This is a genomic window from Bacillus sp. FSL R10-2201 (genome assembly GCF_038008665.1).
GTDB classification, from domain to species: domain Bacteria; phylum Bacillota; class Bacilli; order Bacillales; family Bacillaceae_G; genus Bacillus_A; species Bacillus_A mycoides.
In genome coordinates, this window is the sequence record NZ_JBBOZP010000001.1 from 4,376,615 (window position 1) to 4,399,148 (window position 22,534).

Below are 22,534 nucleotides of genomic sequence, written 5' to 3' on the forward strand. Positions count from 1 at the left end.
TAAAAGGTATGCTAGCGCTATTCATATTTTCATATTTTAAAAATTATCTAATGCTTTTTCCATAATGGAAACAGATTTAAAAGGTGGTGTTACTGTTAATGAACCTTTTACAACAGTTTCTCCTTTTTCATCATGAGCAAATACAAGCATATCAATTGTATGTTCCTCCTCTGAAACAGCCACAACTTCAAAGTGGATTTGTAACGTTTCATAATGGTGAACATGTTTCACGAACGTAAGGTCCTTCCTAGTAATATGACTACCTGGACCTGGTAAATATTTCGTAACCGCCGTTGTAATCAGTCCCGTTAGCATAATGCTTGGGACAATCGGCTTTTCATACGGAGTTTGGGATGCGTAATCATGCTGAATATATAATGGATTGGCATCATTCGTTAACCCTAAGTACAATAACAAATCTTTATCCTCAATTTTTTCAGTGATAGATAATTTCTCTCCTACTGTAATTTCATCCATTCTACGACCAATTTGAACTTTTTTCTTTAACATGTTACAACCCCCTCCGATTTTTTCACCTTATTATCCTACTAAAAGCGATACCTTATCCGAAATTTACTGTGATGAGGGCAATGTATAGTATAAGTCTATAGTTTCATTATAGGATACACCAAATGATAGCGTTTTCATATTATTTCAAAAAAACATTTCAATATATAGTAGAAAAAGATTCGGGGCCCCGAATCTTTTTCCACTTATATTTAATTATTAAACAAGAACTTTCATAACGTTACGTACAGATTCTACAGAGCGATCTAACGCTTCTTTCTCATCTGCAAGAAGTTCTAATTCAATAATTTTTTCAATTCCATTACCACCTAGAATTACTGGTACCCCTAAGTAAAGGTCACTATAACCATATTCACCTTCAAGGTACGCAATAGCTGGTAATACACGGCGTTGATCTTTCAAGATCGCTTCTGTCATTTCAACTAAAGAAGCTGCTGGTGCGTAATATGCACTACCGTTTCCTAATAAGCCTACAATCTCACCGCCACCTTTACGTGTACGTTCTACGATTGCTTCTAAACGCTCTTTTGGAATTAATGTTTCTAACGGAATGCCACCTGCATAGGAATAGCGTACAAGAGGTACCATATCGTCACCATGTCCACCAAGAACAAATCCTGTAATGTCTTTCACAGAAAGGTTTAACTCTTGTGAAATAAATGTACGGAAACGAGCTGTATCTAATACACCTGATTGACCGATAACACGCTCTTTCGGGAATCCTGCTTCTTTAAATACAGAATATGTCATTGCATCAACTGGATTTGTTAATACAAGAATAATCGCATTTGGTGAATGTTTCGCAATGTCGCGCGTAATACTTTTCATAATTTTAGAGTTTGTTGCTACTAAGTCATCACGGCTCATACCAGGCTTACGCGCAATACCTGCTGTAATAACGACAACGTCAGAATCAGCAGTATCTGCGTAATCAGATGTACCAATAATGTTAGCATCAAAACCTTGTACTGGGCTCGCTTCTAACATATCTAACGCTTTCCCTTTTGTTGGATTTTCCAGCTGTGGAATGTCCACTAATACAACATCTGCAAGTTCTTTTTGTCCTAATAAGAATGCTGTTGTTGCTCCTGTAAATCCTGCACCGATGACTGAAACTTTCTTGCGTTTGATTGTCATAATTTACCCCCCGCTTTAATTATGCGTTTTTGATTATCGCTACATCCATGTTTTTAATAAGTTCATTAGCGAACTCAGAACATTTCACTTCTGTTGCACCTTCCATTAAGCGTGCGAAATCATAAGTTACTACTTTTGATTCAATTGTTTTCTCAACTGAATCAGTTACTAAATTCGCAGCTTCGTTCCATCCTAAGTGCTCTAATAATAATACACCAGAAAGAAGAACTGAAGATGGGTTTACTTTATCTAAACCTGCATATTTTGGAGCTGTACCATGTGTAGCTTCAAAGATAGCATGTCCAGTCACATAGTTAATGTTTGCACCAGGTGCAATACCAATTCCACCTACTTGTGCAGCAAGTGCATCAGAGATGTAGTCTCCGTTTAAGTTCATTGTTGCAACAACATCAAACTCACGTGGACGAGTTAAAATTTGTTGTAAGAAGATGTCTGCAATAGAATCTTTTACGATGATTTTCCCAGCCACTTCTGCGTCTGCCATCGCTTTATTCGCTGCATCTTTTCCATCTTTTTCAACAATGCGATCATATTCAGCCCAAGTAAATACTTTGTCGCCGAATTCTTGTTCAGCTACTTCGTAACCCCAGTTTTTGAAAGCACCTTCTGTAAATTTCATAATGTTTCCTTTATGAACTAATGTAACAGAAGAGCGTTTTTCGTTAATTGCATATTGAATTGCAGCGCGAACAAGACGCTTTGTCCCTTCCTCTGAAATTGGTTTAATACCAATCCCTGATGTTTCTGGGAAGCGGATTTTATTAACACCCATTGCTTCTTTTAAGAAAGCAAGAACTTTTTCTGCTTCTGGAGAACCTTGTGCATATTCAATTCCAGCGTAAATGTCTTCTGTATTTTCACGGAAAATAACCATATCAGTATCTTCCGGACGTTTTACAGGTGAAGGAACACCTTCAAAGTAACGAACTGGACGTAGACATACATATAAATCTAATTCTTGACGAAGCGCAACGTTTAGAGAACGAATACCACCACCAACTGGAGTTGTAAGTGGACCTTTAATTGCGATTAAATATTCACGAATTAAATTTAAAGTCTCTTCTGGTAACCACTCGCCTGTTTGGTTGAATGCTTTTTCCCCTGCAAGCACTTCTTTCCAAACGATTTTCTTCTCACCATCATAAGCTTTTTCAACTGCTGCTTCTATTACGCGAGATGCTGCAGCCCAAATATCAGGACCAATTCCATCTCCTTCGATAAATGGAATAATCGGATTGTTTGGTACATTCATAACACCATTAGTTACAGTAATTTTTTCACCTGTCGTCAATGTGATAACCCCCATGTTTGAAATTTCATATGTATGAAACTGAGGGAATAACCCCTCAGTTCAAACCGTTAGTCAAATTTAAATATTCTAATCATTACATCTTCCCAAAAAAATCAGACTTTTGAAAGCGTATTTTCACTATCAAAATAGTGTTTTTCGCTTATCGTTGCGCTAGCGGAACGTACACTTGATGTGTCGGTCCATCATAATCAGCACGCGGACGGATTAAACGGTTGTTTTCATATTGTTCTAGAATATGAGCTAACCAGCCTGACATACGGCTAATTGCAAAGATAGGTGTAAATAAGTCATGGTCAATTCCTAAACAATGGTATACAGAAGCTGAATAGAAATCAACATTTGGTGGAAGACCTTTTTCTTTTGTTACAATGTCTTCAATTTTGATAGACATATTATACCATTTGTCTTCTCCTAAAAGCACGCATAATCTCTTAGACATTTCGCGTAAGTGTTTCGCGCGTGGATCACCATGCTCATATACGCGATGACCAAATCCCATAATTTTCACTTTATTTTGAAGAGCATTATGAATATATGATTCTACATTTTCTTCTTCGCCAATTTCAGTTAACATCTTCATTACATTTTCATTTGCCCCGCCGTGAAGAGGACCTTTTAATGCACCGATTGCTGCTGTAATACCAGAATACACATCTGAAAGTGTAGCTACGCAAACACGTGCAGTAAATGTAGAAGCGTTTAACTCATGATCGGCATGAAGTACAAGTGCCTTATCAAAAGCCTCAATTTCAACTTCATTTGGCTCACGATCATTTAACATGTACAAGAAGTTTGCAGCTAATGATAGATCTTTTCTTGGCTCAACAACATCTAAACCTTTGCGAATTCTTGCATAAGCCGCAATTAAAGTTCCGACTTGAGCCTGTAATTTAACCGCTTTCAAATAATTAGACTTTCCATCCATTATTTCAGCGCTCTCATCATATAATGATAGCATGGAAATCGCAGTTCGTAAAACCGACATCGGGTGCGCGATTTTTAAATCTACTTGTTTCAAATATGTTAAAACCTCACCTGGTACCTTATAGTATTCAGATACTGTTCCACTAAATTCCGCTAGTTCTTTTTCGTTAGGAAGCTTGCGGTGCCATAATAAGTACACTACTTCTTCGAACGTAGCATTCTCAGCTAAATCATCAATATTATACCCAACATAAGTTAATGTATCATCAATAATAGAGCTCACAGATGATGTTGTTGCTACTACCCCTTCTAAACCTCGAATAACAGTCATGACATTCTCTCCTTTTCCTGAAAATTCTCCCAACCTTGCTCCTTATATCTATTTGCTCCCCTTATAAATTATGAACGCTCGTTCACTCTTTAGGCAAGCAAAATGCACGTTCATGCAAATTTATTGCGATGTTCCCCTCTTTTTGTCCATTGCTTACATGGAAAGCATGAGCGTGAATGTCTCCCCGAATCCTCACGCTCAGAACAACAAGTTAGTGAGGAAAATGAATTCCGAAGAGTTTATGATAAAAACAACATAAAACAATATCATTATAAAATTGTTTTATGTTGTTTTTATTTTATCTGGTGTAAAGTCTCTGCTGTTATGTAACTTTTCAAAGTTTCTAATCCTATTATAAACAATTATCTGACTTTTGTGAACAGAAAGAATTCAAAAATTTTATATTACTATAAAATTCCTTATTTAAACATCTGTATAATACTCATAACTGCATAGGCAATTCCAGCCCCAATTAATGGACCTACAGCGACTCCATTAAATAAAGCTACAGCTATAATTGTCCCAAAAACAAGTGCGGTTGTAATATGTGGGTCCGTCGTCAATAATTGTACGCCGCCTTTCGCTAACAAAGCGACCGCCACACCTGAGGCTAAAGCAATCCATGCATAATACGATTTCGCTGCTTCTCCGAGTTGTTTAAAGCCTATTTCCCCTGTCGCAATCGGTACGAGCACTGCTATTGTAATGACTGTTACACCAAGGTTAATCCCTTTCGTTTGTAGATAAGGAAAGACTTTATCTCCTAAAAACGTAAATTTCAATAAGAATAACACTCCAATAGCTACAGTAAGCGATTGGTTTTTAGCAATAAGTCCTATAATAAGTAGTATGAATAAAAATAACGTTGACTGACTAATCATGTTTGCACTTCCTTTCTGAAAATAATGAACTCGCTTCCAAACAAAAATACCTTTAAACCTATCGTTATACATGCTATATCGATGCGTATTTACCAATTATAATAAAGAAACAAATTGATTTTCATGCGCATTTCAAAATTACAAACAAGACTTTAACCAGAAAAAAATAAAGCATGCATATACATTTAAAAGCGGATGTCTCTCCTTTCTTTTATAATAAGAAACAGGTAAAATAAAAAGGAGAGAAAATGAAGTTTTTACCATATAGTAGAAGCATCACCAACAAGCTTCTGTAGTCATTAATCCGCTGCAGAAGCAGGCTAAATCCATCATTCCACTATAACATAAAGTGAAACTTTGATCAGTGAATCTCACTAGTTATAAGTTGAACGAATTAGGATAATCCAAATTGGAATGGGAGGTATACATCTTTGAACCGAAACTTACTATATATGATATTACGACTCATATTTGTCATTGTAGCAACGGTAGTTGGGTTCTATGCATTGCTGTACATGTCAGGTCTTATCTACCCTTTTATTATCGCTTTTGCATTCGCTTATTTGATTAATCCTGTCGTCAATTTCCTTAATCAAAAACTACAATTCCCTCGCGCATTAGCGGTACTCGTTAGCTTAATTCTCGTATTCGGAGCTATCGTTGGACTTGTTACATACCTTGTAACTGAAGCAATATCTGCCACAACGTACTTACTACAAATTGTTACAGTTAAGTTTCCAGATATCGTTGCATTCGCCCAACAATTTGCACTTAATCATATTATGCCTCTCTATGATGATTTAATCTCTAAATTTAATCATCTCGGAGAACCACAGCGATACACTATTACACAAAACATTCAAAACTTAGGCACCGAAGCAACGACACAAATGAAAGAACTTTTAACCGCCATTATAAGTGGGTTAACAAATTTCATTAGTGCATTACCAACAACTTTAACTGTCCTTGTCTTCGTCTTATTAGCCACCTTCTTCATTAGTTACGATTGGCACCGTCTTGCTCATAAAGTAAGAAAACTTCTACCTAATCGTTTGCATGGATACGGAAAAACTATTTTTGTCGATTTAAGAAAAGCTTTGTTTGGTTTTGTTAAAGCGCAACTTACACTCGTATCTATGACAACTATCATTGTACTAATCGGCCTTTTAATATTACGCGTGCCATACGCAATTACTATCGCGATTATTACAGGGGTTGTAGATTTACTCCCGTATTTAGGAACTGGAGCCGTCTTCGTTCCTTGGGTTATATACGTATTTTTCACAGGCGATACTGCATTCGCCATCGGTCTTCTCATCCTATACATCGTCGTGATTGTCCAAAGACAAATCATGGAGCCAAAAGTACTTTCATCTAATATTGGACTAGATCCATTAGCGACACTCATCGCTCTATTTGTCGGCTTTAAGCTCTTTGGTTTTTTAGGATTAATCATCGGTCCAGTCATATTAGTACTACTTAATACATTACACAAAGCTCATGTATTCCACGACTTATGGAAATTCATTAAGGGTTCACCATCAAAATAATATTTCCTAATTCATACACAATAAAAAATCAACTGTAATCAGTGGGAAATTCCCACTGATTACTCACTGTACTTTTTTGTACTACCTACATCTATAAGAGAATTTCCTAAAAAAGGATAATCCTCTTATTTTTTTGCATAAAAACGCATATTTTAGGACGAAAATACATTTTTATTCTATATATTTTATAATTATTACTTACATTTATTACTTTTTATGTAAACGAATAAATATACAAAACGAGGCAGATGAACCCTTTAATCAGTAATTTTTCTTCTCCTGTCTAACTTCTGCTCACTAGTCGAATCTTACTACAAGCAAAAAACAGCATCCTAATGTAACACTTTTCATTCACAAGAACCCTCTGCATCCTATCGTTTAATAACTAACAAAAATCCAACCCGAGCAGGAAGCTAACGATTGACTATAAATAGCAAATAAAAAAATAACGCGTAGATCGCTATAATCTACGCGTTATTTCTGAACAATAATAGTAGTTCTCTTTCTAAATTTCCAATCAATCCACTTCATAACAGCCGGCTTCAATAAAGCCCTCGTTATAGGAACAACAAAGATAAAACCTATTATATCCGTCACATATCCAGGCAGTACTAAAAGAATACCTCCTACGAATATAAAAATACCATTTAGAACCGCATCACCCGGCATTTCTCCTCTATTTAGCCTAAATTGAATCTCTCTAAGTACTTTAAACCCTTGTCGTTTCGCCAAATATACACCCACAATACCCGTAAATACAATCATAGCGAACGTAGACCATAAACCTATTACATGACTCGATCCTATTAACACCGTAATCTCAATCGCCGGCACTAAAATAAGTAAGAACAGTAACCACTTCATAGCTCGCACTCCTTCATATTTCATTTAAAAGTTTTGAAAGTATCACCCTTGCAAAACCCCTTATAAGCCCCTTAAAACGCTCATACAAGCTTCATAAAGGACAAATAACCCTCTTCCACTAAACATTATAATAAACGTTTTTCAAAGCGATTTCAGGTATTTAAAGCTATCTCTATCCTTTTTTGTGTAAAAAAAAGAGAAGGACTCCGATCCTTCTCTCCGTATTACTTCTTATAGCACTTCCGCATGTCCATTATAAACAATTCCGCGTGCTGCATCAACTGTTACTTCTTGGCCATTTTTTAAAGTTGTTGTTACGCCGTTTACACCAACGATAACAGGAATACCGATTGATACACCTACAACAGCTGCATGGCTTGTTAGACCGCCTTCTTCTACAACTAGAGCAGCAGCTTTTTCAATTGCAGGAATCATATCTTTATCTGTGCTTGTTGTAACAAGGATATCACCTTTGTTTACGTTCGCTACAGCTTCAGCAGCTGTTTTCGCTACAACTACTTTACCTTTTGCAGATTTACGACCGATTCCTTGCCCTTTAGCAACTTTTTCACCAACAACGTGGATTTTCATTAAGTTTGTTGTACCAGTTTCAGCAACCGGAACACCAGCAGTGATTACTACAGTATCTCCAAGTCCGATTAGACCCGCATCCATACCTGTTTGAATTGCTGTATCTAACATTTCGTCAGTAGAAGCTGCACGTTTCTCAGACATAAATGCTTGAACACCCCAAACAAGTGCAAGACGACGTCCTACTTGCTCGTCAGATGTTACAGCTACGATTGGAGATTTCGGACGGTATTTAGAGATCATTTTCGCAGTATGTCCACTTTCTGTTGGAGCTACGATTGCAGCTACATCAAGAGCAAGTGCTGTGTGCGCAACAGATTGGCTAATTGCATCTGTAATTGTTGGTGTGAACTCTTTAATACGTTTTTTGAACATATCTTCATATTGTAATGATTTTTCAACACGTACCGCAATGTTAGCCATCATTGTTACAGCTTCTACAGGGTATTGACCCGCAGCAGTTTCACCTGAAAGCATGATTGCATCTGTTCCATCGAAGATTGCGTTTGCTACGTCACTTGCTTCCGCACGAGTTGGACGTGGGTTACGTTGCATAGAATCTAACATTTGTGTTGCAGTAATAACTGGTTTGCCTAATACGTTACATTTTTTGATTAGACGTTTTTGTACTAATGGTACTTCTTCTGGTGGAATTTCTACACCCATATCACCACGAGCAACCATTAGACCGTCAGAAACTTCTAAGATTGAATCGATGTTGTCGATACCTTCTTGATTTTCGATTTTTGGTACGATTTGGATGTATTGAGCGTTATGCCCTTCTAATAATTCACGAATTTCTAATACATCAGATGCTTTACGTACGAAAGATGCTGCGATGAAATCAACTTTTTGCTCGATACCGAAAACGATATCTTGCACGTCTTTTTCAGTGATACCAGGAAGCTTAATGCTTACGTTTGGTACGTTAACACCTTTTTTATTTTTTACAGTTCCGCTGTTTAATACTTTTGTACGGATGTTTCCGTCAGCTTTCTCGATTACTTCTAGTTCGATAAGACCGTCATCGATTAGAATACGAGAACCTGGATCAACATCATCATAAAGACCAGCATAAGATACAGAGAACTTCTCTGCAGTTCCTAATACTTGTTCAGTAGAAAGAATTACTTCTGCACCTGTTACAAGCTCAGCTTGTCCGTCTACGAAGTCATGTGTACGGATTTCTGGACCTTTTGTATCAAGTAAGATACCAACTGTTTTACCAGTTTTCTTTGAAGCTTCACGAATATTTTTAATACGAGCTCCATGCTCTTCATGGCTACCATGAGAGAAGTTTAAACGAGCAACGTTCATACCCGCTTCCATTAATTGCTCTAATTTCTCAATACTTTCACTAGCAGGACCTATAGTACATACAATTTTAGTTTTACGCATATTGCACCTCCGAAAATTATGAAACCGTTCCCAAATACAAGGCATTAAGCCGATTAGATAGATAATTCTTTAGATAATTGATACATATCTTTATCGATTGTATGCTTTTGAGCTAACGCTTCGATAATGTCATGATCAACAAGTTTATTATTTTGAATACCAACACAACGTCCGCCATTACCAGCAATTAATAATTCAACTGCTCTTGCGCCAAGACGACTAGCTAATACACGGTCTTGTGCACTTGGTGATCCACCACGTTGTACGTGACCTAATACAGTTACACGAGTATCAAAGCTTGTTGCTTCTTCAATGTGCTTACCGATGTCAATTGCACTTCCAACACCTTCAGCTACAACGATAATACTGTGCTTTTTACCACGTTCACTACCGCGTTTCAGACGAGAGATAACATCTTCCATGTCATACTTTTCTTCTGGAATTAAGATAGTTTCTGCACCATCAGCTAAACCAGCCCATAATGCGATATCTCCAGCGTGACGTCCCATTACTTCAATAACATATGTACGTTCATGAGATGTAGCTGTATCACGGATTTTATCAATTGCATCAATAACAGTATTTAAAGCTGTATCAAAACCAATTGTGAAGTCTGTTCCAGGGATATCATTGTCGATTGTACCTGGTACACCTACACATGGGAATCCTTGCTCAGTTAATTTTTTTGCGCCTTGGTACGAACCATCTCCACCAATAACGACAAGTCCTTCAATACCATGTTTCTTTAATTGCTCGATTCCTTTTAGTCGTACTTCTGGGTCTTTAAACTCAGGACATCTTGCTGTATATAATTTTGTACCACCACGGTGGATAATATCGCCAACAGAACCAAGTTCTAATTTTTCAATATGACCAGAAATTAAACCAGCGTATCCATGGTAAATACCATATACTTCAATATCATGGAAAATCGCTTTACGAACAACTGCACGAATGGCAGCATTCATACCAGGTGAATCTCCACCACTTGTTAATACACCAATACGTTTCATTTGTACTCACCTCATAAAGATTATTTGCCTTATAATAAAATAACACGAAAAAATACAAAAACACAATGGAGAAGATGTGTCTTTTCATAATAAAAACGTGCATTCGCGAAGAGGAACGCACGCTTTTCTTATTTTATCCCAATGGAAGCGTTTGAAAACGAAACTTGCCCAATTTTCATATATTTTTCATAACGTTTTTCGATTAATTCATCTTTCGAAATTCCGCTTAATTGTTCAAAAGTTTTCTTAAGCATTAAATCTATATTTTCTGATTGTTTCAAAACATTACGATGTGCTCCGCCTTTTGCCTCTGGAATAATTTCGTCAATTACACCTAATTCTTTCAAATCTAATGCTGTAATTTTCATCGCTTCTGCAGCTTCTTTTGCTTTACCAGCATCTTTCCAAAGAATCGCCGCCGCACCCTCTGGTGTAATAACAGAATAAGTGGAATTTTCCAGCATATGAATGTAATCTCCTACTCCAAGACCTAACGCACCACCGCTACCACCTTCACCGATAACGATACAAATAACAGGTACAGTTAAACCCGCCATTTCAAATAAATTACGGGCAATTGCCTCACTTTGTCCACGTTCTTCAGCTGCTTTACCAGGATAAGCTCCCTTCGTATCGATGAAACAAATAATGGGACGATTAAACTTTTCCGCTTGTTTCATTAGACGCAGTGCTTTTCGATATCCTTCTGGATGAGGCATCCCAAAATTACGACGAATATTTTCTTTCGTATCTTTTCCGCGTTGGTGCCCAATTACAGTTACGGGCATCCCCTTATATTTCGCAATGCCGCCGACAATCGCTGCATCGTCGCCAAATAGGCGATCTCCATGACATTCAAAAAAATTAGTAAATAAGTGCTCAATATAATCGAGCGTTGTCGGTCGTTCTGCATGACGAGCAATTTGAACACGGTCCCATACTTTCATATTGCCGTATATATCTTCCTCTAGTTTTTCTAGCTTGTCTTCCAAAATACGAATCTCCTCACTGAAGTCCATCTGGCTGTTTTTCGTATAGTCTTTCAGTTCACGAATCTTATTTCTTAGCTCAACAACTGGTTTCTCAAATTCTAGCTCTGCCATACAGCCATTTCCCCTCCTTGATGAACTTCTAAAATCTTACGGAGTGATTCTCTCATATCATCACGATGCACCACCGCATCTAATTGACCGTGCTCTAGTAAAAATTCTGCCGTTTGGAAATCTTCCGGCAGTTTCTCACGCACTGTTTGTTCAATTACGCGTCTACCAGCAAATCCGATAAGTGCACCTGGCTCTGCAAGATTGTAATCACCAAGTGAAGCGAAACTCGCTGAAACCCCGCCCGTCGTTGGGTGAGTCATAACAGAAATAAATAACCCTCCTGCATTACTATGCTTTTTCAAAGCTACGCTTGTTTTTGCCATTTGCATTAAACTTAATATCCCTTCTTGCATACGAGCACCACCCGACGCAGTAAAGATAATAAATGGAACTTGTAAGTCGTATGCCTTTTCAACCGCACGGGCAATTTTCTCTCCTACAACAGAGCCCATGCTGCCCATTCGAAAACGAGAATCCATTACTGCAACAACAACAAGCATGTCATCAATTGTTCCTTCACCAGTTACAACCGCTTCATTCAATTTAGTCTTCTTACGATCGTTTTCTAGTTTCTCTTCATATCCCGGAAACTCAAGTGGATTTAGTGAAACCATCTCTTTGTCATACTCACGAAATGAACCTTCGTCCAATATACTATCAAGGCGTTCCCATGCATTCATCGGATGATGATATCCACAATTCACGCATACTTTTAAATTTTTAAGAAGCTCTTTCGTATACATGATTTTTTTACATTTCGGACATTTTGTCATAACGCCATCTGGTACATCTTTTCGTACTTGTTCTGAAGGTATTGCAGCGTACTTTTTCTTTTTCACGAATAAATCTCTTAGCACAATTTGACCCCCTTCATTGAGAGCTAAGGTTAGCGTAAGAAGAAAATGGGGCTAACACCAATGTTTGATGTTAGCCTTATCTTCTCAATCTGTCTAATAACCTCTCTCTTTACGTTTAACTTTAACCGCTATGCGGTAGAATGTTTGTCATAACGTGTCATGGTCATTTCGACAAATTTTATACATTACGAGTGAAACTGTATATTCTCTACTAATTCATCGTAAATTTTTAACGCATCATTTTCTTGTTTCACTTCCAAAGTAGCATAAAGCTTTCTATACATTTCGATAGAATCTCCTGAAACTTCACAAGAAAGAGTTGCAACGTAATCATTTACGATCATCCAAATGCGATAGAGTAAATAATTATTGAATTGTTCAATAAGTGTTTTAAAGAACGTTTGATGAAGCACCGGAATTGAGCTTTCATTTTCTTCAAGCACTTGGTGTAATTTACTTAGTACTTCAGAAAACGTTTCTTTCGGTAAATTACATACAAGTCGAATCATATCTTTCTCAAGCAATCGTTTTGTTTGTAATAAATCACGAATTGTTTTCTCATCTTGCAGCAAGAACGGAGCAATTAATTGTACAAGACCGTTATCGTAAAAGTTTCGAATAAACGTTCCCTCACCACGTCTCGTTTCAATTAATCCTACCAGTTCTAACGCACGTAATGCTTCTCTTACAGAGGAACGTCCAACATTTAAGCGTGAACTTAACTCACGCTCAGATGGCAAACGATCCCCTGCTACTAAACAATCCTCTTCCATAATGGAACGGATTTTTTTTACAATTTCGAGATATACTTTTGTATTTGATGATGTCAATGGAAATTCCTCGCTTATTCTTTACCAATCAGCGCTAATTGTTTTGTTTTCTCAGCGACTTCATTTGGATCTACTTGACGGCGAGCTACTCCTGTCTCCATTGCTGCTTTCGCAACGTAAGCCGCTACTTGAGGCGCTACACGCGCGTCAAATGGTGCTGGAATGATATGATCTGCATTCAACTCATCCTCTGATACAAGCTCTGCAATGGCCTGTACAGCTGCCATCTTCATTTCTTCATTAATTTGTGTCGCATGTACATCAAGTGCACCGCGGAAAATACCTGGGAACGCTAGTACATTATTTACTTGGTTCGGGAAGTCAGAACGACCTGTTCCAACAACAGCTGCGCCCGCTGCTTTTGCCAATTCTGGCATAATTTCTGGAACCGGATTCGCCATTGCAAAAATAATTGCATCGTCATTCATTGTACGAACCATCTCTTCAGTTAATGCACCTGCTGCAGATACACCAATGAATACGTCCGCACCTTGTAAAACATCAGCTAAAGAACCTTCTATACGACTCTTATTTGTATATTTTGCAACTTCATCTTTCACCGGATTCATACCGACAGGACGACCTTCATAGATTGCACCTTTACGGTCACACATAATAACGTCACGTACACCATAGCGATATAAAAGTTTAATGATTGCAATACCTGCTGCACCTGCACCATTTGCGACAACTTTAATGTCAGACATTTTCTTTCCAACTAACTTCAGCGCGTTCACAAGGCCTGCTACTGTTACGATAGCTGTTCCGTGTTGATCATCATGGAATATTGGAATATTTGTCTCTTTTTTCAAACGTTCTTCAATAACGAAGCAGTTTGGCGCTGCGATATCTTCTAAGTTTACACCGCCAAAAGTTGGCTCCATTAATTTTACAGTTTCAACAATTTTATCTACATCGTTTGTATTTAAGGCAATCGGGAATGCATCTACACCAGCAAAGCTCTTGAATAATACAGCTTTACCTTCCATTACTGGAAGAGATGCTTCAGGTCCAATGTTACCAAGACCAAGTACAGCCGTTCCATCTGTCACAACTGCTACCATATTTCCCTTCATTGTATATTCATATACCTTACTTTTATCGTCATAAATTTCTTTACAAGGCTCTGCAACCCCTGGAGAATATGCAAGACTTAAATCTTTTGCATTTTCTACTTTTACTTTTGATACAGTTTCTAATTTTCCTTGATGCACTTTATGCATGTGAAGTGCTTCTTCACGAAGTGTTGACAAACTATCCACTCTCCTCAAATTATGCTTGCTGATATCAATTTCTCCAAGTGGTCTGACCACGAACACTACTACTATAATAATCGAAGTGTAGGGAAATTGTCCATTATATTTTCACAACGACATTTTCGTCACCGACAATTTCTCGAAGTGCTCCTAGACATTCTTCACTTGGATGAATCGATAAACTTCGAGATAATTGTACCATTTTATGTTCCTTTTCATAATAAATTAGTACTTTCGTAAAACCTGAATAATCAAACAATATTTTTGTAACTTGATTTACAAGCTTTTTTTCATATTGAGACGGCAATTTCACGTAAACAGATGCTTCTTTCATTCCTTCATAAACATCCATTTCTTCTAGCGGATATAGTCCATTCACGATCCATTGCAACTTATGATTTCTTTGCTCGATCGTACCATCAACTAAAACGATTGCACCTTCTTGTAACCTGTCCGAAAAATGTATATACGTTTCTGGAAAAATAACGGCTTCCATTTCATCATTTTGATCACAGAATGTAATAAACGCCATCTTTTGCAACTTTTTCGTACGAATAACTTTCACACTTGTTATATATACGATCGCTCTTTGTACTTTTTTCTTATGTCGCATCGCCTGAGCAAGAGATGGAATTTCTAATTCTTTTCCTAGTTCCGCATACTGCGCTGTCGGATAGCTAGATAAATAAAAACCGAGTGCTTCCTTCTCTTTATTTAACTGTTCAATAAAGGATAGCTCTTCTCCTTGTACGTATTTTGATTTCGGAACAGCATCCCCTAAATCAAAATCACGTGCAAGATTTGCATACTCCAACGCTCCTTTAAGACTTCTCCATAACGTCGTCCTCGAAACACCAAAACCGTCAAAACAACCAGACCAGACAAACGCTTCTAAATTTCGCTCTGTTACAAATTTTGATGGCATACGAAGACAAAACTCAAATAAATCTTCGAACATTTTTTCCTCTCGTTCTTCGAGTAATGCCGTCACGGTAGCCATCCCGATATTCCGAATCGAAAGTAAACTATATCGAATCGCATTTCCTTCTATTTGGAAGTTGTAACCACTTCTCTGAAGAGAAGGCGGTAAAACGTGAAAACCTTTCCGCTTCGTTTCTCGTACATACTGCACAATCTTATCTTCATTTCCAATTGCACTTGATAATAACGCAGTCATAAATTCCAGCGTATAATTTGCTTTTAAATATGCAAGCTGATATCCGATCATACTGTAAGCTACAGCGTGACTTCGGTTAAAACCGTAATTCGCAAATCTTACAATTAAATCATAAATTTGTTCTGAAGATGTCTCATCGTATCCATTTTCCAAACAACCTTGAACAAAATGCTTACGTTCTTGATCTAAAATATCACGATTCTTTTTACTCACTGCACGGCGCAGCAAATCCGCTTCTCCAAGCGAAAATCCAGCTAACTTCGATGCGATTTGCATAATTTGTTCTTGGTATACAATTACGCCGTATGTTCTTTCTAAAATCGGCTTTAAATCCGGATGTAAATATTCAATTTGTCTTTTCCCATGCTTCGATTCAATAAAGGTTGGAATTTGTTCCATCGGTCCTGGTCTGTATAACGAGTTAACAGCGACTATGTCTTCAAATTCATTCGGTTTTAACCCACGAAGTACATTTCGCATACCACCTGATTCAAGCTGGAATACACCTGTTGTATCCCCTCTTCCTAACAATTGAAACGTCTTTTCATCTTGCAGAGGTAAATTTCTTATATCAATTTGTTTCCCAGTTTTTTCAACAATAAATTTTATAATATTTTCAAGTAACGTTAAATTACGTAAGCCTAAAAAGTCCATCTTGAGCAATCCAAGTTCTTCTAATGCATCAGCTGGATATTGCGTAACATAAACATCGTTATGCCCTTCTTGAATCGCTACACTTCCCGTTAACGGTTCTTGGCTCATAATAACGCCAGCTGCATGAATAGACGTATGACGCGGTAATCCCTCTACACGTTTTGCAATTTCAAACACACGCTCATGTAACAGATTCCCTTGTATAAACTCACGGAGCGATTGCGATTCCTCATATGCATCTCTTAACGTTATACCAAGCTTTGATGGGATAAGTTTTGAAAATATGTCAATATCTCTTGGCAGGAGCCCCATTACACGAGCAATGTCTCTAATTGCGGCTTTCGCTGCAAGAGTTCCGAACGTTACAATTTGAGCAACACGAAGCTGACCATATTTATCTTTCACATATCGAATCATCTCATCACGTCTTATATCTGGAAAATCAATATCAATATCTGGAAGTGTCACACGTTCAGGGTTTAAAAACCTTTCAAATAATAATTCATATTCAATCGGATCAATATCTGTAATTTCCAATACGTAAGAAACGAGTGAACCAGCTGCCGATCCACGGCCTGGCCCAGTTAAAATATGATTTTCATGTGCATATTTCATAAAGTCCCATACGATGAGGAAATAATCGCTAAATCCCATACGAGAAATAACATTTAATTCATGATCCAAACGTCCTATATGCGCTTCTTTCGGCGTACCATAGCGTTTCTGCAAGCCTTCTTCACAAACACGGCGCAAATACGTATCATTCGTCTCGTTAGATGGAACAGGAAATTTCGGTAATTGATTTACATGGAAAGGAATTTCTACTTGGCAACGTTCCGCGATTGTTATTGTATTTTGAACCGCTTCCTCAGCATGAGAAAATAGTGCTCCCATTTCATCCGATGACTTTAAATAATACTGATCCGTTTTCATTCTCGGTCTATCTGGATCAGTCATTTTCGTTCCGCCTTCAACAGATAATAAACATTCATGAACAAGTGCGTCACTTTGATTAATATAGCGAACATCATTTGTTGCAACGACTGGAACGTTTACCTTATTAATAAATTCAGGCAGTTTTTCTTGTAAAAGCAGTTCATCTTGAATTGCATGATGCTGCAAACTTATATAAAAATTGCTGAACATATTTTGATACGTATGAGCTACTTCCTCAGCCTGACTCTCTTTGTCTTCTAATAATAGCTGTTCAATCTCTCCGTCTTTCCCTGGTGAAATTGCAATTAACCCTTTCGCATAATGAGCAAGCCACTTCTTCGGGATACCTTCTTTTGACTTCGTCATAATGCTGCTAGAGATCTTTAATAAATTTTGATAGCCTATTTCATTCTCAGCAAGTAAGACAAGTGGATAAGACCTTTCTTCTTCTTCACTAAAAATAGAAGCTGTTAAGCCGATAATAGGCTGTATACCATTTTTCTTGCATGCTTTATAAAACGGAATAACTCCATACATAACATTTTCATCTGTAATGGCCAGCGATGAAAATCCAAGCTCTTTCGCCCGAATGACAAGCTCATCAATTTTACAAGCACTTTTTAATAAACTAAAAACGGTTTGACATTGTAAATGCACAAACTTCACTGTTGTACCCTCTCTTTACCTATGTGACTACTTTTATTATAGGTGATGAGGAAAGCGGAAATCAAAACATACTTCTCATACTTTGTCCATATATATGAAGAAGAAAGGGGAATGACGATGGATGTAAGAGAACATACTTTTTTCTCTCTGCTTATTATTAGTTATTTTATTGCCTTTGGAGTTATACTTGGTGGTTCATTAATAGGCGGATTTGGTGCATTTCTCATCGGAAAACCAACTCTAACTTATATTAATCAATTCGCCCAAAATTTAAGAATTTGGGCACTCGTTGCAGCAATTGGCGGAACGTTCGATACCTTTTATAGCTTTGAAAGAAGCTTCTTTGGCGGAGATATGAAAGATATCGTAAAACAAATTCTCCTTATTTTTTTTGCAACTGGCGGTATGCAAACTGGTCTTATTATTATTAAATGGCTTACACAGGAACATGTATGAGAGTACCCAGTGCCAATACAGCCAAAAGGTGGTATTTAGTTTTAGCTGGCGCTGCTGTTGGAGGAGTATTGAGCTGGTTTGTTTTTTTGTACATATACGGTGTATTTCAAGAAGAACAAACTAGTAAAATAGCAGAACAAAAAGAAATTATCGAAAAACAAGAAGCAAAACTCCACGTCCTTCTCGAAGACCAAGAGAAATTGAACACAGAAAATAAACGGCTCTTAACAATTCAAGAAATCAAAATAAAAATTATAAATCGAAAAAAATATGATTTAGACAATCTTACACTTGAAAACATGACCACTTCTATCCATAATGATCTCCAGCATCTTTTAACGAAAAACATTCAAAGCATCGCAAAAAATAAAGACCTGCTCAAAAAAGTCATCGAAAATAAAACGTACAAACATTACGATCGTATATACCGCTTTAAAGTAGACACAGTCTCTTTTGATACCGTACTTGAAATTAGTATTGATATAGAGAAAGAAAAATAAAAAAAGGAGGGCTTCTGTGCCTCTCCTTCTCTTTCGTTCAACATACAATTTTTAATTTTTATCTACACAGCTCACGTAAATCAGCAAACAGGCGATCTGCTTCTTCCCAAGAAGATGCTTTTGCACCAGAAGCCATCGGATGTCCTCCGCCATTATATTGCATTGCTAATTTATTAATAACTGGTCCTTTTGAACGAAGACGAACACGAATAACATCATCTTCCTCTAAAAATAGAACCCATGCCTTTAATCCATCAATATTACCAAGTGCTCCGACAACACCAGATGCTTCAGTAGAAAGTACATCAAACTCTTCTAGTACCTCTTTCGTTAATTTAATGTACGCTGCACCTTCTTCTACCATCGTAAAGTTTTGTAAAATATAACCGTTCAAACGAGCAATTTTTTCTTTCGTCTTATACATTTCATTGTATAAATCTGTGAATTTTACATCCATGTCAACGAGCTCACTTACGTAACGAAGTGTTTTCGCTGTTGTATTTGGGAATAAGAAACGCCCTGTATCTCCAACAATACCCGCTAAAATAAGGCGAGCTGCTTCCTTTGAAATCGTTAATCCTTTATCTTTTCCATAACTGTAAAATTCATAAATCATTTCACTTGTAGAACTTGCTGTCGTATCCACCCATGTAATATCTCCGTACGGGTCTTCATTCGGATGATGATCAATTTTAATTAACATCTTTCCTTTTGCATAACGCTGATCACAAACACGCTCTTGGTTCGCTGTATCACAAACGATAACAAGTGCATCTTCATATACACTATCTTCAATATCATCCATTACTCGTAAAAACGATAAAGAAGGCTCGTTGTACCCAACCATATAAATATTTTTCTCTGGAAACGATTCTTGCAGAATTGTACCAAGTCCGCACTGAGAACCTAACGCATCCGGATCCGGACGTACATGACGATGAATAATAATTGTATCAAACTCTTTAATTGCTCCTAAAATTTGCTCATGCATATGTATAATCTCCTTTTTATTCAACTTCTTCATTTTATCCCGCATTAACGTGTAGTAAGACTCCCACCTCAAAAGTATTAAAAACAATGGGGCAAAATTAATTTGGAGCCTGGATGCACGTAAAAGCCCGATTGGTGAGGGCTAATAATTAGCACGTGGGATCTCCCCACACTAATTAAAGTTTCACTTTATCCCCCATTATAACGGAAAACATTTCATACATGCGAACAATTGCTTTATAATAAAAGTTAGAAAGTTTAGATTTTTCTTTTTTCTAAATTGTTATTTTTATACCAATCGATGGGAGCGTGTATTATGCCAGTATTCGTCTTTTGTATTATCATCTCATTTGTGTTGTACCTCTTCTATAAAACAAAATTCTTTCGTACAAACCGTCCAATGGAGAAAGGTTGGCTCTCTGGAAAATCCGCAATGGCACTCGGCTTATTCGTCCTATTCTTTGGGATAAACCAATTCTTTTTAGAACTTTCAACTGCACGCATTATCGTTGGTGTTTTGTTTATGTTACTTGGCAGCGCGAGTACATTTAATGGATTCCGCCAATATAAACATTTTCTACCATTAGCAGTCAAAGAAGCCGAATCTTATAAAACAACGTAAAAAAAGCATCAACATTGTGATGCTTTTTTACGTCCCTTCACTTTCAAAATCATATATGCAACAAACGCAGATGGTATATTAAAGGGATTACCTTGCACGTGAAAATGTAATTGTTCTTCTCCAAAAGACATCTGTTTGTATAGTTCTTGCTGAGATAATCCTGTTCGTTTCTTTTTTTCATTTAATCCTTGTAAGTATAAGTATTGAATTGGTATCATCACAAGGAAATAAAAGAGTGCGATACCACCAAAAAAGAGTAATTCTGATGACATATTGCATCCCCCTTCCGTCATCCATTATCTTACAATCTAATTATATCATAGTATACACTCTAAACGGATTAATATTCTGTTTTTTCTAATTATACAATCATCTCTCCTTATATATATATTTCCAGCTAAAACTCCTCCACATCTTTAGCAACAGCTTCAAAACCCAATAAAACAAAAAAGATGGAACAAACCAAAGCGATTTGTTCCACCTTTTTATTTATCGATTAACTGCACCATAAGTAATGCTTTCCCGACAACATTACCTTCATGATGTACTTCTACATCAACCTTACCAAATTTACGGCCAATTTCTAATACTTTCGGATGAACCGATACAACATTATCAATTTGAACCGGTTTTACGAAATAAATTGTTAAGTTCTCAACAATTGAATCGCTCTTCTTCTGCGCACGAATGACGCGGTTTGTTGCTTCTGTCACAATTGTTGTGAATACACCGTAAGATAACGTCCCGATTGAATTCGTCATTTGTGGTGTCACTGAAAATTGATATAAATGCTCATTTTTTGCTTCTTTCGGCGTCATAAATTGATTCGTTACAATGTCATCAATCGTTTCACCAACTTGTGGTTGACGCTGAATCATCTGCAAGGCCTGAAGTACATCTTGACGACTAATGATACCTTGCAATTTATTTCCATCCTCCACAACAGGAAGTAATTCAATACCTTCCCACACCATCATACGTGCTGCAGCTGCGACAGACATTTTTCCGTTTACCGTAATAGGGTGTTTCGTCATAACTTTATCAATCGGTGTTTCTTTCGCAACACCAATCATATCTTTCGAAGTTACGATACCTAACACCTTTTTATTTTCATCCACAATTGGATAACGTCCATGCATCGTCTCTTCATTGTACTCATGCCATTTCTGCACTATGTCACTAGGCTTTAAATATAGTGTTTCTTCAATTGGTGTTAAAATATCTTCAACTAGTACAATTTCTTTCTTAATAAGTTGATCATAAATTGCACGGTTAATTAACGTTGCGACCGTAAATGTATCATAACTACTTGAAATAATTGGCAATTTCAATTCATCTGCTAACTTTTTCACATGCTCTTCTGTATCAAATCCACCTGTAATTAATACAGCAGCCCCTGTTTCTAATGCTAATTGATGTGCGTTCGTACGGTTACCGATGATAAGTAAATTCCCTGCTTCTGTATAGCGCATCATCGCTTCTAATTTCATAGCCCCAATTACGAATTTATTTAATGTTTTATGTAGTCCTTCTCTGCCTCCAAGTACTTGACCATCGACAATGTTAACGACTTCTGCATATGTCAGTTTTTCGATATTCTCTTTCTTCTTTTGTTCAATTCGAATTGTTCCGACACGTTCAATTGTACTAACATATCCTTTATTTTCTGCGTCTTTAATTGCACGGTAAGCGGTCCCTTCACTTACACTTAAATCTTTCGCAATTTGCCGCACAGAAATTTTATGCCCTACTGGCAGGCTATTAATATGTTCTAAAATTTGATTATGTTTGGTAGCCAAATGGTTTCACCATACTTTCTTTTCCCTAAATTCTTCATGTGTTGTATTTTCAGTATACTATATTTCCAAAACTGTTACACTCTCTCTTTGTATGTCTGTACTATTTTTTTTATAACAAAATGCTCCTTACATTACACC

20 protein-coding genes are annotated in these 22,534 nt (G+C 37.1%); 4 read left to right on the forward strand and 16 right to left on the reverse strand.

The features are described 5' to 3' along the window. Window positions 1-36 precede the first annotated feature (36 nt). From NSQ69_RS22605 to NSQ69_RS22625, 5 genes are all read right to left on the reverse strand, one after another. Window positions 37-510 (reverse strand): MaoC/PaaZ C-terminal domain-containing protein, encoded by a 474-nt coding sequence (locus NSQ69_RS22605; protein WP_002015489.1) that lies wholly within the window; start codon window positions 508-510, stop codon window positions 37-39. Window positions 511-726: 216 nt separating this feature from the next. Next, window positions 727-1,665, reverse strand: coding sequence for a malate dehydrogenase (gene mdh / locus NSQ69_RS22610; RefSeq protein WP_002131240.1), 939 nt, complete (start codon window positions 1,663-1,665; stop codon window positions 727-729). A gap of 19 nt (window positions 1,666-1,684) precedes the next feature. Further along, the gene (gene icd / locus NSQ69_RS22615) at window positions 1,685-2,977 is read right to left on the reverse strand and encodes an NADP-dependent isocitrate dehydrogenase (protein WP_002088934.1); all 1,293 of its coding nucleotides are present in this window, start codon (window positions 2,975-2,977) and stop codon (window positions 1,685-1,687) included. Between the two features lie 160 nt (window positions 2,978-3,137). Next, window positions 3,138-4,253, reverse strand: coding sequence for a citrate synthase (gene citZ / locus NSQ69_RS22620; protein ID WP_012261808.1), 1,116 nt, complete (start codon window positions 4,251-4,253; stop codon window positions 3,138-3,140). A gap of 419 nt (window positions 4,254-4,672) precedes the next feature. Next, the gene (locus NSQ69_RS22625; RefSeq protein ID WP_000625507.1) at window positions 4,673-5,134 is read right to left on the reverse strand and encodes a DUF441 domain-containing protein; all 462 of its coding nucleotides are present in this window, start codon (window positions 5,132-5,134) and stop codon (window positions 4,673-4,675) included. 431 nt (window positions 5,135-5,565) lie between these two features. On the opposite strand from NSQ69_RS22625, the gene ytvI reads away from it, so the two are divergent. Next, window positions 5,566-6,684 carry a sporulation integral membrane protein YtvI gene (ytvI, locus tag NSQ69_RS22630; RefSeq protein WP_002129361.1) on the forward strand — a complete coding sequence of 373 codons (1,119 nt, stop codon included), beginning with the start codon at window positions 5,566-5,568 and terminating at the stop codon, window positions 6,682-6,684. A gap of 474 nt (window positions 6,685-7,158) precedes the next feature. Here ytvI and NSQ69_RS22635 read toward each other — a convergent pair whose 3' ends face one another. From NSQ69_RS22635 to dnaE, 8 genes are all read right to left on the reverse strand, one after another. Then, entirely contained in the window at window positions 7,159-7,548 is a 390-nt protein-coding gene (locus tag NSQ69_RS22635) for an FxsA family protein (protein WP_002129362.1), read from the reverse strand. Between the two features lie 231 nt (window positions 7,549-7,779). Beyond that, window positions 7,780-9,537 (reverse strand): pyruvate kinase, encoded by a 1,758-nt coding sequence (gene pyk, locus NSQ69_RS22640; protein WP_002015497.1) that lies wholly within the window; start codon window positions 9,535-9,537, stop codon window positions 7,780-7,782. A 53-nt stretch (window positions 9,538-9,590) separates the two neighbouring features. Further along, window positions 9,591-10,550 carry a 6-phosphofructokinase gene (gene pfkA, locus NSQ69_RS22645; protein WP_002015498.1) on the reverse strand — a complete coding sequence of 320 codons (960 nt, stop codon included), beginning with the start codon at window positions 10,548-10,550 and terminating at the stop codon, window positions 9,591-9,593. Between the two features lie 128 nt (window positions 10,551-10,678). Then, window positions 10,679-11,653, reverse strand: a complete 975-nt coding sequence (gene accA / locus NSQ69_RS22650; protein WP_000818787.1) for an acetyl-CoA carboxylase carboxyl transferase subunit alpha — start codon at window positions 11,651-11,653, stop codon at window positions 10,679-10,681. After that, a complete protein-coding gene (gene accD / locus NSQ69_RS22655) occupies window positions 11,641-12,510 on the reverse strand; it encodes an acetyl-CoA carboxylase, carboxyltransferase subunit beta (protein WP_002015500.1) in 870 nt (289 codons plus the stop codon). The genes accA and accD overlap by 13 nt, the downstream gene beginning before the upstream one ends. A 185-nt stretch (window positions 12,511-12,695) precedes the next feature. Beyond that, window positions 12,696-13,340 (reverse strand): FadR/GntR family transcriptional regulator, encoded by a 645-nt coding sequence (locus NSQ69_RS22660; protein ID WP_002129364.1) that lies wholly within the window; start codon window positions 13,338-13,340, stop codon window positions 12,696-12,698. A gap of 14 nt (window positions 13,341-13,354) precedes the next feature. Further along, complete coding sequence (locus tag NSQ69_RS22665) at window positions 13,355-14,563, reverse strand: NAD(P)-dependent malic enzyme (protein ID WP_161793975.1); 1,209 nt, start codon at window positions 14,561-14,563, stop codon at window positions 13,355-13,357. A gap of 133 nt (window positions 14,564-14,696) precedes the next feature. Beyond that, window positions 14,697-18,029 (reverse strand): DNA polymerase III subunit alpha, encoded by a 3,333-nt coding sequence (dnaE, locus tag NSQ69_RS22670; RefSeq protein ID WP_002129365.1) that lies wholly within the window; start codon window positions 18,027-18,029, stop codon window positions 14,697-14,699. A gap of 42 nt (window positions 18,030-18,071) precedes the next feature. Here dnaE and NSQ69_RS22675 point away from each other — a divergent pair, with 42 nt between their 5' ends. Together NSQ69_RS22675 and ytrI are read left to right on the forward strand one after the other, a co-directional pair. Further along, window positions 18,072-18,485: a YtrH family sporulation protein gene (locus NSQ69_RS22675; protein WP_002015507.1), complete on the forward strand. Its 414-nt coding sequence runs from the start codon at window positions 18,072-18,074 to the stop codon at window positions 18,483-18,485. Further along, entirely contained in the window at window positions 18,482-18,985 is a 504-nt protein-coding gene (gene ytrI / locus NSQ69_RS22680) for a sporulation membrane protein YtrI (protein WP_002088948.1), read from the forward strand. Before NSQ69_RS22675 ends, ytrI begins: the two co-directional genes overlap by 4 nt. A gap of 58 nt (window positions 18,986-19,043) precedes the next feature. Here the strand turns inward: ytrI and NSQ69_RS22685 are convergent, their stop codons facing one another. Beyond that, a complete protein-coding gene (locus tag NSQ69_RS22685; RefSeq protein ID WP_002167586.1) occupies window positions 19,044-19,976 on the reverse strand; it encodes a DHH family phosphoesterase in 933 nt (310 codons plus the stop codon). A gap of 315 nt (window positions 19,977-20,291) precedes the next feature. Here NSQ69_RS22685 and NSQ69_RS22690 point away from each other — a divergent pair, with 315 nt between their 5' ends. Then, on the forward strand, window positions 20,292-20,597 hold the full coding sequence (locus tag NSQ69_RS22690) for a YtpI family protein (RefSeq protein ID WP_002129367.1): 306 nt from the start codon (window positions 20,292-20,294) through the stop codon (window positions 20,595-20,597). Window positions 20,598-20,605: 8 nt separating this feature from the next. Here the strand turns inward: NSQ69_RS22690 and NSQ69_RS22695 are convergent, their stop codons facing one another. Together NSQ69_RS22695 and NSQ69_RS22700 are read right to left on the reverse strand one after the other, a co-directional pair. Then, a complete protein-coding gene (locus NSQ69_RS22695) occupies window positions 20,606-20,869 on the reverse strand; it encodes a DUF3949 domain-containing protein (RefSeq protein ID WP_002034294.1) in 264 nt (87 codons plus the stop codon). Window positions 20,870-21,082: 213 nt separating this feature from the next. Next, window positions 21,083-22,396, reverse strand: coding sequence for a DRTGG domain-containing protein (locus NSQ69_RS22700; protein WP_002034295.1), 1,314 nt, complete (start codon window positions 22,394-22,396; stop codon window positions 21,083-21,085). Between the last annotated feature and the right edge of the window lie 138 nt (window positions 22,397-22,534).

Coding starts and splice junctions, on each gene's coding strand:
- NSQ69_RS22605 (WP_002015489.1), bottom strand. CDS start 510: ATGTTAAAGAAAAAAGTTCAAATTGGTCGTAGAATGGATGAAATTACA.
- mdh (WP_002131240.1), bottom strand. CDS start 1,665: ATGACAATCAAACGCAAGAAAGTTTCAGTCATCGGTGCAGGATTTACA.
- citZ (WP_012261808.1), bottom strand. CDS start 4,253: ATGACTGTTATTCGAGGTTTAGAAGGGGTAGTAGCAACAACATCATCT.
- NSQ69_RS22625 (WP_000625507.1), bottom strand. CDS start 5,134: ATGATTAGTCAGTCAACGTTATTTTTATTCATACTACTTATTATAGGA.
- NSQ69_RS22635 (WP_002129362.1), bottom strand. CDS start 7,548: ATGAAGTGGTTACTGTTCTTACTTATTTTAGTGCCGGCGATTGAGATT.
- pyk (WP_002015497.1), bottom strand. CDS start 9,537: ATGCGTAAAACTAAAATTGTATGTACTATAGGTCCTGCTAGTGAAAGT.
- pfkA (WP_002015498.1), bottom strand. CDS start 10,550: ATGAAACGTATTGGTGTATTAACAAGTGGTGGAGATTCACCTGGTATG.
- accA (WP_000818787.1), bottom strand. CDS start 11,653: ATGGCAGAGCTAGAATTTGAGAAACCAGTTGTTGAGCTAAGAAATAAG.
- NSQ69_RS22665 (WP_161793975.1), bottom strand. CDS start 14,563: ATGCATAAAGTGCATCAAGGAAAATTAGAAACTGTATCAAAAGTAAAA.
- ytrI (WP_002088948.1), top strand. CDS start 18,482: ATGAGAGTACCCAGTGCCAATACAGCCAAAAGGTGGTATTTAGTTTTA.
- NSQ69_RS22685 (WP_002167586.1), bottom strand. CDS start 19,976: ATGCATGAGCAAATTTTAGGAGCAATTAAAGAGTTTGATACAATTATT.
- NSQ69_RS22690 (WP_002129367.1), top strand. CDS start 20,292: ATGCCAGTATTCGTCTTTTGTATTATCATCTCATTTGTGTTGTACCTC.
- NSQ69_RS22695 (WP_002034294.1), bottom strand. CDS start 20,869: ATGTCATCAGAATTACTCTTTTTTGGTGGTATCGCACTCTTTTATTTC.